The sequence below is a fragment of the Bradyrhizobium sp. CB1015 genome, from assembly GCF_025200925.1.
Classification (GTDB): domain Bacteria; phylum Pseudomonadota; class Alphaproteobacteria; order Rhizobiales; family Xanthobacteraceae; genus Bradyrhizobium.
This window is the reverse complement of sequence record NZ_CP104174.1, coordinates 7,234,891-7,249,126: the sequence shown is the minus strand read 5'-3', so window position 1 is coordinate 7,249,126 and position 14,236 is coordinate 7,234,891. Positions and strand designations below refer to the sequence as shown.

9 protein-coding genes and 2 pseudogenes are annotated in these 14,236 nt (G+C 59.0%); 5 read left to right on the top strand and 6 right to left on the bottom strand.

The annotated features are described in order from the left end of the window. Nucleotides 1-12: 12 nt before the first annotated feature. From gmd to N2604_RS33860, 3 genes and pseudogenes are all read right to left on the bottom strand, one after another. Nucleotides 13-1,104, bottom strand: coding sequence for a GDP-mannose 4,6-dehydratase (gene gmd / locus N2604_RS33870; RefSeq protein ID WP_260372303.1), 1,092 nt, complete (start codon nt 1,102-1,104; stop codon nt 13-15). 259 nt (nt 1,105-1,363) lie between these two features. Continuing rightward, the gene (locus tag N2604_RS33865) at nt 1,364-1,930 is read right to left on the bottom strand and encodes a transglutaminase-like cysteine peptidase (RefSeq protein WP_260372302.1); all 567 of its coding nucleotides are present in this window, start codon (nt 1,928-1,930) and stop codon (nt 1,364-1,366) included. Nucleotides 1,931-2,165: 235 nt separating this feature from the next. After that, nucleotides 2,166-2,650: pseudogene (locus N2604_RS33860) on the bottom strand (YqaJ viral recombinase family protein); the annotation flags it as partial. A 519-nt stretch (nt 2,651-3,169) separates the two neighbouring features. Here N2604_RS33860 and N2604_RS33855 point away from each other — a divergent pair. Continuing rightward, a complete protein-coding gene (locus N2604_RS33855) occupies nt 3,170-3,493 on the top strand; it encodes a hypothetical protein (RefSeq protein WP_260372301.1) in 324 nt (107 codons plus the stop codon). A gap of 20 nt (nt 3,494-3,513) precedes the next feature. Beyond that, nucleotides 3,514-3,744 (top strand): hypothetical protein, encoded by a 231-nt coding sequence (locus tag N2604_RS33850; protein WP_260372300.1) that lies wholly within the window; start codon nt 3,514-3,516, stop codon nt 3,742-3,744. A 172-nt stretch (nt 3,745-3,916) separates the two neighbouring features. Here N2604_RS33850 and N2604_RS33845 read toward each other — a convergent pair whose 3' ends face one another. Then, entirely contained in the window at nt 3,917-4,447 is a 531-nt protein-coding gene (locus tag N2604_RS33845) for a hypothetical protein (protein WP_260372299.1), read from the bottom strand. 1,177 nt (nt 4,448-5,624) lie between these two features. Between N2604_RS33845 and N2604_RS33840 the strand changes: the two genes are divergently transcribed. Together N2604_RS33840 and N2604_RS33835 are read left to right on the top strand one after the other, a co-directional pair. Next, nucleotides 5,625-6,035 (top strand): hypothetical protein, encoded by a 411-nt coding sequence (locus tag N2604_RS33840; protein WP_260372298.1) that lies wholly within the window; start codon nt 5,625-5,627, stop codon nt 6,033-6,035. Nucleotides 6,036-7,051: 1,016 nt separating this feature from the next. Then, nucleotides 7,052-7,302: pseudogene (locus tag N2604_RS33835) on the top strand (ABC transporter permease); the annotation flags it as partial. A 160-nt stretch (nt 7,303-7,462) separates the two neighbouring features. Here N2604_RS33835 and N2604_RS33830 read toward each other — a convergent pair. Beyond that, complete coding sequence (locus N2604_RS33830) at nt 7,463-8,134, bottom strand: hypothetical protein (RefSeq protein ID WP_260372297.1); 672 nt, start codon at nt 8,132-8,134, stop codon at nt 7,463-7,465. 437 nt (nt 8,135-8,571) lie between these two features. Here N2604_RS33830 and N2604_RS33825 point away from each other — a divergent pair, with 437 nt between their 5' ends. Then, the gene (locus N2604_RS33825) at nt 8,572-11,247 is read left to right on the top strand and encodes an EAL domain-containing protein (RefSeq protein ID WP_260372296.1); all 2,676 of its coding nucleotides are present in this window, start codon (nt 8,572-8,574) and stop codon (nt 11,245-11,247) included. 1,024 nt (nt 11,248-12,271) lie between these two features. Here N2604_RS33825 and N2604_RS33820 read toward each other — a convergent pair. Beyond that, a complete protein-coding gene (locus N2604_RS33820) occupies nt 12,272-13,372 on the bottom strand; it encodes a helix-turn-helix transcriptional regulator (protein ID WP_260372295.1) in 1,101 nt (366 codons plus the stop codon). Nucleotides 13,373-14,236: the final 864 nt, after the last annotated feature.

Sequence of the window (14,236 nt, the reverse complement as noted above, 5' to 3'; positions counted from 1 at the left end):
CGATCTGCAAGATCACTCGTGTCGCGGATAATATCTAAACCCGTGCTGCTTGATGAGTTCGTCGCGCTTTGCGGATTCGAGATCTTCCTTCATCATTTCTCGAACCAGGTTTTCGAACGACGTCTTGGGCTCCCAGCCAAGTTTCTGCTTGGCCTTTGAGGGGTCACCCAGAAGCGTCGCGACCTCAGTGGGGCGGAAATAGCGGGGATCGACCGAAACGACACACTTGCCGCTCTTGGCGTCATATCCTTTTTCTTCGACGCCGCTTCCGTCCCAGCGAACTGTCATGCCGACTTCGTTGGCAGCGACACTGACAAACTCTCGGACAGAATGTTGCACGCCCGTAGCGATCACGAAATCCTCCGGCTTGTCCTGCTGCAGCATCAGCCATTGCATTTCGACATAGTCACGCGCGTGTCCCCAATCGCGCAGGGCATCCAGATTACCCAGATAAAGCCTTTCCTGCAGTCCCAGATGGATCCGCGCCAAAGCGCGGGTGATCTTTCGGGTCACGAAGGTCTCGCCGCGGACCGGAGATTCGTGGTTGAAGAGGATGCCGTTGCAGGCATACATCCCATAAGCTTCGCGGTAATTGACCGTGATCCAGTAGGCATACAGCTTGGCAACCGCGTACGGTGAACGCGGATAGAACGGCGTCGTCTCTTTTTGCGGGATCTCCTGCACCAAGCCGTAAAGTTCAGATGTCGACGCTTGATAGAAGCGCGCCTTCCTCTCCAAGCTGGTAATGCGCATGGCCTCGAGGATGCGCAGAGTGCCGAGAGCGTCGGAATTCGCTGTGTATTCGGGCTCTTCGAACGAAACGGCAACGTGGCTCTGTGCCGCGAGATTGTAGATTTCGTCTGGCTGCACTTGGCCGACGATCCGGATCAGGCTCGAAGAATCCGTCAGATCGCCGTAGTGAAGCCGGAAGGGCGGATCGGGCTCGTGCGGGTCGAGATAGAGATGATCGATGCGGTCCGTATTGAAGAGGGAGGTCCGGCGCTTGATGCCGTGGACCTCATATCCCTTCTGCAGAAGAAGTTCAGCCAAATAGGCGCCGTCCTGCCCGGTGACGCCGGTAATAAGTGCTCGTTTCTTTGTCATATCAATCCCAAAATTGAAATTTGTGCTTACACGAAATTGACTTGGTTAGGGAGGGTGAAACGGAGCGAAAATCAAGCTTAGATTAACGGCGTTTGGCTCAGGCGGTGAGGCCAACTATCCCCCAACAGAGATGCAGTGGACTTCAGTGGCGTTCGTTCCGCCCTTGGCCGAAGCTGGACTACCAAGCGTCCGAGCCGCGCGGAAAAAACGGATTGGATCTGGTGACGGCTTTTCAGGCACGAGCCGGTTGTCACCAGAGTTAGAAGACTACAACTTCCCGCGTCCATCGTTGTGGATCCGTGCCTGACTCCGCACGCACGATAGTGAACCGATCCAATGCGTCGACCAGCGGCGTGACGACCGGGCTTAGATTGTCGAGCACGAGAACCGCTCTTCCCTCGCGCACGAGCAGCACGAGGTGGTGCTCTCCGGTTGCTCGGATGATGACTTCTGCGAGAAGGAGTGCTGAACTGGGCCAGCCGGATCGTAGCAGCAGGTGCCGCTTGGTGACGGCATAGTCGCCGCAATTGCCTTCGTAAGGGAATATCTGCCACTCCGCGTCACGCCGGCTTGCGGGTGGATCTTTCGGCGTTATGCCGAAATTGACCGTTGAATTGATCTGGGCGAGTTCTCGCCAACGTTGAATTGAGGAGCGGAAGTCTCGGATCCTGCGATCGTCGTGGCGCTGGCAATCTTCGGGATATTGAATGCAGAATTGTGAGAATGACAGCGGTGGCGTCACCGCTTGAGATTCGTAGCTCGAATAGGCGGGCTGGCTGCAAACGCAATACATTATGGCCAGCATGCAGGCCGCATGTCTGATCATCGAAACTTCGCCTGACATTTCTTGATTGCTAGGCGAAGTATATTGCGATGCAATGGAAGCGCTATGACAATTGTGAGGCAATCGGTGCACAATCGTGGAGCAGGGATACGCTCGATCTCGATGGGGCCGCTGGTGCCGCCCGTGGCCCGGAAGCCGCCTGCTCCTGTTCCATCATTCTGTCCTTGGAGTCTGCTTATTGAAATGAAGCTAGCGAGGCCTCGTCACGGTGAGAAGTAAGATGTTGGTAGAGCGGGTCGGCGTGGACTTTGATCTCAACCGCCACCCCCGGTGACGATCGAGAGCACCGCATTTGCGGGCGGCGACGACCCACATGTTGTGCTGCAGCTGCGCCATGTGCTTCTCGGCCGCAGCTTCCTCCGTGACGGCCCAAGGCAGCATGAACTTGGCTTCGAACACGGCGCCGGTCTGCTCGACGGTCCCATCCAGCGTCGCCGCCATCCATTTGTGAACGGGGTGACGGACGCGCTTCTGGATGTCCTTGATAGTGTGGCCGCTCGCTCGTTGATACCAGGCGCGGTTCAAGACCTCAGTGACCGTGCCGAGCTGGACAATAAGATTGTTCGAGAGATCCTCAGGCTCTGCTTCGCCGCGCTTTTCACGCCAAAAGCGGATGAGGCTCTCCTGGTCATCTCCCATGATGGTGCGGGCGTCCGAGCCGCCGATGAAATGGCGGCGGTCGTTCGGATTGAACCTGATGATTTGATACTGTGGCTCGGCCCGGCCATCACTCTGCACGCTACGCACTGGTATCTCCTACAACAGCGGCGCTGCTCGCCGCACTGCCTGAAGCCCCGCATCTGCGAGGTGAGATACCGACGGCGCGATTGCGCGCCCGGCCGACGCAGTAACGCTCCAACCGCGGCGGAATGCCAGTCCTTTCTGCAGCAATCTTATTGCTCGTGCTGCGGCCAAAATTTGCGCCTGTCATCGATGTTGAAAAATCGGCTGATGGTAGCGGCGGTCTCCAATAAGTCACAAATCGAAGCCAATGGAGCGCGGTGACCCATATGAGGATCCAACTTGCGTTCGCTCGCCCGCTCGGAACTCCGCTCGAACACATGCCTCTGAGGCAGATGCGGTAAGTCGCATCGGCACCAGCATCATCTTACGTACCAAATCAACGTTCAGATATCCGTGGGGCCAGAACAGCTATTGATCGCAGCGCCGATTGCGCCGAAGGTTGACGCCGGCTGGAGGGCAAGGCCGAGGGAACGGCTGATGCCAAAAACTCTCCAAGAGCAACTAGATCACGTTGAGCGTGAGATCGAACAGTACATCGAATTTGATAAGGCAGAAAAAACGCGCTTCAATCGCGAGTCTCACTTATGGACCGCGCAGGATCGCATCGAATGGCAGGAGACACAATCTGACAATGCTCAAACACTTCGCGAACTCTTCGAAATACGAGACGCATTGCGCGGCCAGCTAGGCCAGCAAAGCCGCAGTCGGAGTTTGCGCCAAGCCGAAACGGAACAAGAGAAAGCCTTAACGGAGAGCACAAAAACTCCGGATGCGAGACCATGTTCGCGCCAACCGCGCTAGTCTAGCCGGCCGAGTCCTGCATGCCCAAAGCGGATGGTGCGACGCCCTGGCAGTTTTTACGAGACCGCCACCGCCGGGTATGCGCTTTCTGCGCCCTGCGCCTCGGCGGGCGAGCTCGCGAGGTGCTGGCGGCCCACCCACGTCGAGACCGCGCGCCAAGCTTCACCGGCACCGAAGCGGAGTGGCCGCGCATGATCGAAGCTCCGGCGAGATTTCGACAAATCGCAATGGAAGGCAAGTCGCTCGTCTGATCCCTCAAGGGGGCAAGCTTGCCATCCCAGAACTGTACCACGCCATCTGTCTCACGAAGTCACTCGATTGTTCGCGCCGTCGTCGTTGCTCGTTGATCCGTATTCAACTCTCGAGCTCGGCTTTTGAGTTGGGGCAAGGCATCATCAGATCCGCGTCCCATACCTGAGAGCATTACCGCATCGAACGCAATGGCGTACGATCGGAGTGGACCTGACGACGAGAAACCGGGTACTGGCACTCGGGATCGCGTGCAATCGCGAGGGGATCGGTGGCGTCGAACCACTCCAACAACGCTTTCCGGGCGGACGGATTGCGGTGTTTGCCACGAGCTTGGCGCACGACCTCATTTGTTAAACCGTCGAAAAAGCCCTGCGCAGTTCGGGGTGGGGCGGCCAGGCAGCCTCCAACAATGTCGGCGAGGGTCTCCAACAAAATAGTACGGACGATTGCGGCGTCGAAGCCAGCGGCGACAACGGTCAATCGCCGCAACAACGATGGGCTCAGGTCATCCGATGACTTGATCAATCTTTCGATGAGCAAGAGATTCTTCCGTCGCCACTCACGCCACATGCCATCATCATATTGGCTGGTAAACTGCTCTCTGGGCAAAGAGTCAACGTAGATCTGATCGCGTGCGATGGCTTTGGACAAGTCCGTCAGTAGCTCTTTGATGTTCGATGGGGCGAGAATGGAATGAGGCATCCGTGACTTCCTCTTGTTAACGCGCTTTAGTATCGGATCCCAAACAGAATTCAGGCAATGAAAATTCCTCGTTTTTAGCTGGAAGATGTGGAGAGCGGAATTTGCTCGAGCAAACATGGACTTGTGAAGGCAATGATGGCAACTCCGCCTCTGTCTCTGAAGAACTCGCTTTGACCGACTAAATCTGACGATCCTTGTTGGCCACGACGGCGCGAGAGCTCTCACCTCCCAATAAGCGCAAAGAGCTGCATTCCCGACCTATTGAAGACTGTCTGATGTCTTAAAGACCCGGCGTCTCTCTTTGGAGTGACAGATTGCCGGTCCAACGAACTGCGGGTTGGCGTGAGAACGCTCAATGATGGCAACTCGGCACACTTAAGGCCTTGCGATGAATGATTAATCGCGTTCTCCACATTTAGTCGTTTTGACCAAATTGAATTTGCTTCATCAGAGCGGAGGAGTGCCGCATATTGCTCAAGGCGGCTCGAAGAGCATGGACCCTGCTCCGAAATGGTACGTTAGGTTTGGCGCTTGTCATTGCTGTTGATGGCTGCGGCGGGATTAACGGACGGGGCAACAGTGGATCGGCTAATCTAACTGGTTCAAGGAGATCATGATGACAGCAGGCGTGGGGCATTCGCTCACCAGAGAACAAGTCCGCCGCGCGGTGAAGCGACTTGTGCGCCGGGGATTAGTGATCGAAAGGGTAGAGCCCGGTCGGGGTACCGTTTATGTGGCGGCGGAATTCGCTACTGAGCAGGAGGCCAAAGCAGCGCAGGCGCGTATTTCTTCGGCGGCGAAACGGAGATCTTCACGCCGAAAAGGGAGTAGCGTTCCTGCGGCCGGGGACACCAATGCCTGATCGTGGACGACGCTTTTGATATGCCAACGCCGACGCTACGGTTAACGCGATTTAACGATGCTGTACTGTGGTGCTTGCGTTCTGCTAGTCGGGGCCTATTTGTAGCTTGTCCGCCGCTCCTGAGAGCGGTCGAGCGGCCTTGCGGAGATGGCCGCCGTGACCTTTCCTGCTAGGGCCGCACCAGCGGTCGAAATGGCGACGAAGGCCCTCTCCACGATCAGCCTTCTTCCTAGCAACCAACGCCTCGTGCACCCCGAAAAACGCTAGACCGGATGTAGCCAACGGCGCGGAATCCACGCTGAGAGAGGAGATTTAATGTCGCGTGACAACAATATGTTCCTGAGAGCGAAAATCGGCCCGGACGGAAGCATCCAGTCCTTCACATTGGGCAACTATTCGGGCGGTAACGATTTCACTCTCCGCATCCACCAGCTGGCAAGAGGCGACCAATATTGGGTCGTCGAGGGAAATGGTTACGGCGGCACGGTTTTTGTCGACTCGGTTGATCCAGAATTTTCTGACTTTGACGAACTTTGTCAGCGCGTCCTGCGGGATTGGCGCCAAGACATTCTGCACCGGCGCGACGCCAGCGTTCGCGACCTTATTCAGCGACGCAGCGCCGACCTGGGCCCCGCCGGGGACTTGCCGCCCATCGTCCCAACGGTGGATGAGTTGAGAAAGGCCAAACGCGAGGCGGGCAATTCGGGCCACACTCCGTCCCCGTGATTTCGACTTCCTTCGTGAAAGATGAGCCGGCGATCTGAGCGCTCGCCCTTCATCGTCCCGCGGGGCGCCCCTGGCGCGCTGCTGCTGCTCCACAGTCGCGAGAAGGTCGAGCAGGCGGAAAACAGGTGCTGGCCTTGCATGAAGTTCACGCCGTTCTGCTTTCTGCCGGCGCTCGTACACCTTACGCAGGTATCGAGAATACGCGGTTGGCAGGATGCTGCAGTGTTCCCTCCGGGAACAACTCGAGCTGGCTGGGACGCGGTAGTCGTCGTTTAAATTTGTTAACGACTAGGTTGGCCGAAAAAGGAAGACTCCGAGCGGGTGCCAACGGCGGCCCCAAAGAAGAACAAGTTGGGGGCGTCCATGAGCACCCGCGGTCGAGCGGTGATTCCTGCTGCTGCAATTCGCGAACGTCTTCAGAGCATCGTTTCTGCACTGGTTGAATTAGAGGAAATCCGAGCTCGAGTTCTCGCGGCTGAACAGAGCGAAAGACCAACAAGGTCCAAGCCGAAGAAGCGCCCCCGCCGAGGCAAGCCCACTGGCAGGAAGCGGTAGCCACACATCGCTTGCGACCGCGCGACGGGCGGCGAGGTGCGATCGTGCCTGCTCGGTTCGACTGTCGGTCTTGCTTGCCACCCTTCGCACGACCTATTGCCAGCTCGTTCCCCCACGGGCTGGAGTACTCCATGGAGTCGGATTCACAAATTTGAATCCCAAGTGGACGATTTCTTGGGATGAAGCTGTGTTTGCCGACCAGACAGCGGCAGACCTCTCGGTCCCAGCTCCGTTTTTCGATCCGGAAAAACCTCCAGGCTGGGGCCGATGTGGTCTACTCTGGAAGCGAGGCTTTTCCTTCTAGCAGCCGCACACTGCAGCTCGAGCCAATGTCCGGCCCATACACGCCGGCCGATGATGGGGCCTGCTCATTGATCTATCGCAACGGTCTCCTCGGGCCGCGAGGGATGGTCGGCTCTCAGGGAGCTTGCGATGGGCACGGATTACATGGCGGAAACCGCCCGGCCGTCCTCATCTCCGTGCTCGCGGGCCTGCAGAAGTTCGATCCCGCACAGGAGATGGTCGCGCGCAGCCTCGGCATGAACCGCCTGCGCGGCTTCTTCGCGGTGACGCTGCCGCAGATCAAGTCCAGCGTGGTCGCTGGCGGCATCTTCACCTTCATCTCGGCGATGGACGAGACCATCGTCGCGCTGGTCATCTCCGGCGGCCAATACCAGCGCTGACCAAGCGCATGTTCACGGCGCTGGGAGATGCCCACACTTCGACTGCCGTTGGAGCTTGAGCGGACGTCAGCCGGCAAGCCGTTCATGAGCACGTAGCCCAATTTTGGGCTGTCCGGCGTCTCTGTCGGAGGTCGCGATGATGCACTCAACGCGGGGCGGGACGCAACCAGGGGCGCCACCGCCCGCGGATCACAGGACGCATCCGCACCGAGCCGATTGGGCATAGGCCGAAAGGCGCGGGTCGATCGCGGCATGCGCCGCGCAGAAGCGGTCGATGATTTGGATGACTTTGTCGCTGTAGTCGCGGTGCCAGTGTCCAAGGCCGTGTAGAGCACTTTCCTGACAGGCGATCGATTGAAGCTGCAGGATGCGGTCCATGGTTTGCAGCGCGCAATCGTGGAGCGTTGGCAGGGCGGGATCATCGGCAAGAGCCAAGCTCGGAAACGCATCCCACCACATGTAGCAAACATTGTTGAGTGCGTTGCTAGCGGCTTCGCTCAGGTGGGACAGGCTAGGGGCGCAACGAGGCTCGAACAATTTGGCAAATAGAGCAGCGACAGACTTGACGCAGCGAACACGGCCTTCGACCGGAACATCGGTTGAACAAAGCCACCCGCAATCGCCTCCGGCACTGGTATTCACAAGGTAGGTTATGCCCTGCGCGATTTGGCTGTCGGCAAATCCCCGTAGTGCTGGCTCCGGGTCTTCAAACAGTCGAGTGAGATAAGACACGGCTTCTACCGCCGGCGGATCCCACCAATCATGCTCGGGATCGAAGTACCAAGGTGCTTGCCGAAAGCGAACCTCGCGTCCAAATGCGTGCTCCAGCCAAGCATCAAAGCTGAGGTGTTGAAGGCGCATCGCAAGTGCCGCGGCTCATACAAGCAGGTCGATCGGCCGAACGACGTCGCGGCCGGATAAGCCCCTCGCTATGAAGGGCGGCGGCCGAGGCGGGTTCGCCATGAAACGAACCTAGGCTAGATGCGGGATGAAGCCAAGCCACGAGACGTGTCCGATAGCGACCGCGTGCCGCCTGCAAGGTCATCCCCGCTCTTTGCTTCCAGCGTCGCAGCACGCGACGATCGGTGCCTTTAGCAGCGGCACCGCTTTCGCAACGTCCGCCGCCAATACGCACCGACGTGCGGGCGCGCTTGAAACCGCGATGGTCAAGGGCTCAACGCATGATTCACCGTCACAATTCGCGCCGCAAAGCAGGGCGGTTCGTAACCGGCCGTTAACGATGCCCCGTAACAGAATGTTCCGTGCCGCTGCGCTAGTCTGTCTTGACGGAGAGGCCCATGAGCACTGAAGACCGCAACGATAAGTTTCGGCAAGCCCCATCGGATGGCACTGAACGGACAGGCTGGCCGACTCACTTCGTCGCGGTGTTCTGGATTAGCTTCGGTGGATTGAGCCTGATTGCCGCTATCATTGCAGTTACCGCCCTGATGATCGGACATCTCCGCGAACAGGAGCTCGAGAAAAATCGGAACGCGCTTCGAAATACCGTGGTGCTGCTCGCGCGCCATTTCGATCAACGCTTCACCGGTTTCGAGGCAGTCGAACGATCTCTTGCAACGGAGTTGGGGCAGCAGATCGCGTCTCCCGACCAGTTCGCGACGGCAGTATCGAGTGAGAATTTCCACAAGCTGCTCCGCAGCAGAATCAATGACTCAGGCGATCTTGGGGAGGTTAGTCTCTACGATTCCGAGGGCAATTGCGTTGCCTCGTCGGTGGCCTGGCCGGTCGAAAGAACAAACATTGCCGACCGCAGATATTTCCAAAGCTTCACGACCGCGCCTGCGAGCAGCCCGACCGCGATTGAGCTCGTCCACAACGGATCGAGTCCGGCGATCGTGGTCGCACGCAAGATTGTGGCGCAAAACGGCCAACTGCTCGGATTGGTGACAAAACGCGTCGCGGCCGAGGACGTGGAAAGCTTCCTTGCCGCCATCGCGCCGCCAAATGCCGCGCTCTCGCTGTTTCATCAAAACGGAACGCTGCTGGCCCGGTCTCCACGAGAGACGCGATCGCTCGGCCAGGACTTTTCCGCATCGCCCCTGTACGCTGCCGCGGCCGCAAACGGCGGCCAAGTCACCGCGCAGTTTATCAGTCCGTTCGATGGCGTGGAGCGGATCGCGTCGGTCAGGTATCTGGACCATTATCCCCTTGCCGTGCTGGCCACCATCACGACCTCCACCGTGCTGTCCGACTGGCTGGGTCAAGCCCGACTCTATGGGTTCGGAGCCGCCGCTATCGCAGCGGTTGCGCTGCTGACGCTGGGCTTCGTCGTTCATCATCTGAGACGGCAGCATCAACACCTGGAGATGGCAGTCAACAATATGAAGCAGGGGCTGCTGCTGTTCGACCGATCGGAGCGGCTGATCATCTGCAACAGGAGCTATATCGACATGTTTGGCCTGTCGCCTCAATTGGTCAAACCGGGCTGCTCCCTGCAAGCTATCATCGCGCACAGGCTGGAGACAGGCTCCTTGGTCGGCAGTGTGGATATGCATTGCGAACCGATTCGGGCGGCAGCAAAACGCGGGATCGCCACTCAGGCTCTGGCCAGGACGCGCGACGGTCGATGGATGCAGATCATGAATCAGCCTGTCGCGCGCGGCGGCTGGGTTTCCACCATCGAGGACGTCACCGAGCAACGGGAGTACCAGGAGCGGATTTCGCGGCTTGCCAACTACGACCTAGTGACAGAACTGCCCAACAGATCCTACTTTCTCGAGCGGCTCGAAACAGAGCTGCGCGACTGTTCCACAACCAAGGTGGCACTGCTGTTCTTGGACATTGACGAGTTCAAGTCGGTCAATGATCTGTTGGGCCATCATGTCGGAGACGCATTGCTGAGGAATATCGGCCGAGCCTTGCAAGATTGTCTTGCACCTGGTGATTTCCTGGCAAGGCTAGGCGGCGACGAGTTTGCCGTACTGACCCGGTATTCCGGGGAGGAGAGCGCGGTCGAACCCTTCCTGGCGAAGATATATGCGTCACTTCGGACGTCGCATGGCTGTGGCGGATTCAATCTCGCGGTCGACGCGAGCATCGGCGTGGCCATAGCTCCACTGCACGGACGGACGTCCGAGCAACTACTCCAAAATGCCGATCTCGCGATGTACGAGGCGAAGTCGTCCGGCAAAAGGGGCTTTCGCTTCTTCGAGCCGGGAATGGAACGGAGGGCCCGCGATCGCCGCATGCTGGAGCAGGATCTTCGGCGCGCCTTGGACCGCGCGGAGATCGAGGTCCACTTCCAGCCGCTCGTTGGTTTGGCAACAGGGGCCATCACTGGCTTTGAGGCTCTCGCCCGTTGGAATCATCCTGAGCGCGGTGTCGTCTCGCCGGCGGAATTCATCCCGGTTGCCGAGCAATCCGGACTGATCGAGCTGCTTGGCGAGCACGTTCTTCGGGTGGCCTGCAAGCAGGCCGCAACTTGGCCTGCCCAGATCAAAGTGGCGGTCAACGTCTCCCCTGCCCAATTCAAGACGGGTGTTTTGCCCTTGAAGGTCGCGTCGGCGCTCGCTGCCGCCGGCTTGATGCCCGGTCGGCTGGAGCTCGAGATCACGGAAGCCGTCCTGATCAAGGACGACCATTCCGCATTGGAGACGCTGCATCAGTTGCGCGCCCTCGGCGTTCGACTGGCCCTTGACGACTTCGGAACGGGCTATTCGTCCCTGAGCTACCTGAGCAAGTTCCCGTTCGACAAAATCAAGATCGATCGGTCGTTTGTCGCGACGCTGACGGAGGGAAGGAAATCGATTGGCATCGTGCGGGCGGTCATTGCACTGGCTGCCGAACACCAGATGGCCACCACCGCAGAGGGGGTCGAAACGGAGCAACAGCGCGACATCCTGCGTGCTCTTGAATGCGATGAATTCCAGGGCTTCTTGGTGAGCTCGGCGCGGCCCGCGGCCGAGATCGCTGCGATGCTGGAAGCAGCCCAGAACGAGCACGCTGCAGCCTAAGTACCGAACTGGTGACGCGTCCCAGTTTCTTGCGGGCGTTGCAAGTCTGTTGTCGCGGTCTAGCGAGGCGCGTCGGAGCTCTAAGGCCAGTGCCGCCGAGGAGGTCCCGAGGAACAATCGGACTCTCTGGCCGCGAGGAGGGATAAGCCACATGACTTAGGCTGGGACTTAGGGTGTGACTAAGGCTGTGACTTAGGCCTCGCCCCCGGTAGAGCAGCTTGCGCTCGGGCGGCTGTGGCTCGGCTTTCAACTTCGCCCGCCAGTTGCCGAACGCCTTGAGCGGGATATCCTCCGCCGCGCAATACTGCCGTTGATCCAAATCGCTACGCTTCCACGCTGCCTGTTGCGGTGGCGGGGTTTTGCGCGGGGTTTCTCTGCAAAATTCCCTATAAGCAGGGAATTTGATCCGCCAGCGGGCCTTTTGCAAACCTTTGGGCGGGCATCTCGTGGCTTGGGCCTTTATGGACGCGGCGGAGGCCCAGTCTAGTGGCGGGCCAAGTTCCCTGTTATTGCCGTCCGCAGAGCTGACCCTGACTACTGATTTGTTAGCCTAGCCCATTTGGGGGAGGCGCACCCAAGGATTTAGGCATTATCGCTATCTCTTGCATGCAGCGCTCTTGCGCTCGCATGGGGCAAAGATGCCGATGGGTGCTTAAGTAGCGAAATGACGTCAAACTCGTTGGGAGATAATCCAGGAGACTTGGACGACTTCTCGTTCTTCGAGCTTGAGATGCGCAAACGTTCGCGAAGCTGGGAGTGGAGCATTGGCTCCCGCGCTGGACAACCCATCATACGGGGAAGAGCGAGGAAGCGCGTGGTGGCAAGATATGAGGCGACAAGTGCGTTGTTTCTCTTGCTGATGAACGTAGCCGTGGCGGCACGAAGCCGTAAATGAAAAGTGGAGCGCAGACCGTAAGGCCGCACCTTTCGGCTGAGACGCCGAAAGGTCGAGGTCTTTCGCCCGCGGTCAAGCGAAACTTGCGACCGCCGACGGGCACAAAGCAAATGCTCAAACTGCAAATGCTCAAACCAATTGCAGAAGCAGCTTGACTAGTTCCGGTTGCCGGTGGGCGCCGGTCTTTGAGAAGATCGATTTGAGGTGATTGCGCGCCGTCTCGCGCGAAATGCGCAGCTGTTCGGCGGCGCTGGCGAGCGATGCGCCAGTTGCAAGCAGTGCGGCCAATCGAGATTCGGCGGGTGTCAGGTCGAAGGCTTGGCCGATCAGGGCAGAGTCGGGCGCCGGCGGCGGGACGAGATTGGACAGAATCAGCATGGCGCGAGCGCCGAGAAAGACGGAGCGCGCCGCGCCGTCCACTGGCAGTATGCGCAAGACAACCGGTGGTTTCGCCGTGCGACGGACAAGGATGGGAGCGGCAGGGATGGCGGCGCTATCCGGCGTGGATCGGATCAGGTTGATCAGCTGATCGAGTTTGGCCATCGCCTGCTTGTCACGGAGCAGGAGACGCCGATCTTTGATGCGGATCTCATTGTCAAAGCCGCCGTCGGCCACCTCGTTTGTGCGCAGAACCTTGCCTTCCCGGTTGAGGATAAGGGCGGGTTGTCCAACGCGACCGAGGACGTCTGTCATCGAGGTCAGCGTGATCCTGCCGACCGCGGTAGCGAGCGTGGCGGTCTCGGTGAGACGCGGAGCCAATTGAGCAAGCAGCTGCTTGTCGCGCGCCTCGAACGCGCCTTCGCGGCCTGTTCGTTGGATCGTTAGCGCCCATGCTGCGCTGTCCGCCCAGAAGCCAATGCCGGCAAACCAGCGGTATCCGAACGGAAACAGCACCTCGTTGTACATGGGATCCGCACGAATCTGCTCCGGGGTCATCACATCGAGATCGGTCACGACCTCGCCCGCCATCATCTGCGGAAAGCCTTTGGCGCGCGGGTCCCGCAAGTGCCAGTTGTCCCTGAAGTAGAGATCGGTGGCTTCCGCGATCGAGTCCGTGCGGGGGACGTCCGGGGTCCTGATATCGCTCTGAAGGAGTATGGCCGCCGATGCCCCGACCGCCTTGCAGATGTCATCCATGATGCGGCGCCAGGCTTCCGGATTCACGGCAGCCTCGCCAAATCGACTGAGGACCTTCGACAGTTCTTCATCGTCTATTCTATCGGCCTTCACGAGCGGTCCCCCTCCGCCTGAGCCCCTGGTCATTCGTGCAAGCCGGCGCGCAGCTGCGCCAAATGCCAGACCCCCTAATATCGGGACTTTCCAATGCGTTCCCGCGCGGTGATGCTTCGCGAGGAGGCGGCCAGATGCAAGCCCCCTTGGCTGTTTTTCCTGAAGAATGGTGCTCGACGAAAGTCTAACACGGCAATTTCAGCGGAGGCGCTGGACCAGATAACCCATTCGGGTCATGCGCAACGACGTGCGGCGCTATTCCATGGACGAGAAAAATCTTCGTTCCGGGAATCGAGATGACGTTGCTCTGTTCGAGCCAGATGGGTTTCGGTGTTGCTTCTTCGCTTCCGCATCGATTCGCTGTGTATTTCGGCGCGTCAAAGCGTCGCAGAAAGGGCAGCGCGACCAAGCGCGGATCGCACGCCGGCGCGATCAGCGGTGCCAGCTTGCTCAGCAGCTTGGGCGATCTCGTCGCGTCGGGCGCAGGGGGAAGGGCTCGCTTCTTTCCAGCCCCTATTGTGCTGCAGTCCGGCAAAGCTTCGATCCCGCGTTTGCCGAAATCGGACGCGACCGCAGCCTGGGGGCATACGCTGCCTCAGCCGCGCCGTTCAGTTGCCCTCCTTAAGGTTAGTAGCTGTGCTGTCTTGACGCTGTCGTGCAACAGTGGAAACTATTTGCAATTATCAGAAAAGGTTTTTCGACGGTCGGAGATTGCGACTTCGAGAATTCAGGCGACGCAGGCAACGACGCCAGGCGTCGAACAATAATAAGATCACGTCATTTCAAACTCGCGCCGTTGGGCTGACGGCGAACCTGCAAAATCAAGACGGTTACGGGAGGGGGCTCACATGAGCGACCGCACTT

Coding starts and splice junctions, on each gene's coding strand:
- gmd (WP_260372303.1), bottom strand. CDS start 1,104: ATGACAAAGAAACGAGCACTTATTACCGGCGTCACCGGGCAGGACGGC.
- N2604_RS33865 (WP_260372302.1), bottom strand. CDS start 1,930: ATGATCAGACATGCGGCCTGCATGCTGGCCATAATGTATTGCGTTTGC.
- N2604_RS33855 (WP_260372301.1), top strand. CDS start 3,170: ATGCCAAAAACTCTCCAAGAGCAACTAGATCACGTTGAGCGTGAGATC.
- N2604_RS33850 (WP_260372300.1), top strand. CDS start 3,514: ATGCCCAAAGCGGATGGTGCGACGCCCTGGCAGTTTTTACGAGACCGC.
- N2604_RS33845 (WP_260372299.1), bottom strand. CDS start 4,447: ATGCCTCATTCCATTCTCGCCCCATCGAACATCAAAGAGCTACTGACG.
- N2604_RS33840 (WP_260372298.1), top strand. CDS start 5,625: ATGTCGCGTGACAACAATATGTTCCTGAGAGCGAAAATCGGCCCGGAC.
- N2604_RS33830 (WP_260372297.1), bottom strand. CDS start 8,134: ATGCGCCTTCAACACCTCAGCTTTGATGCTTGGCTGGAGCACGCATTT.
- N2604_RS33825 (WP_260372296.1), top strand. CDS start 8,572: ATGAGCACTGAAGACCGCAACGATAAGTTTCGGCAAGCCCCATCGGAT.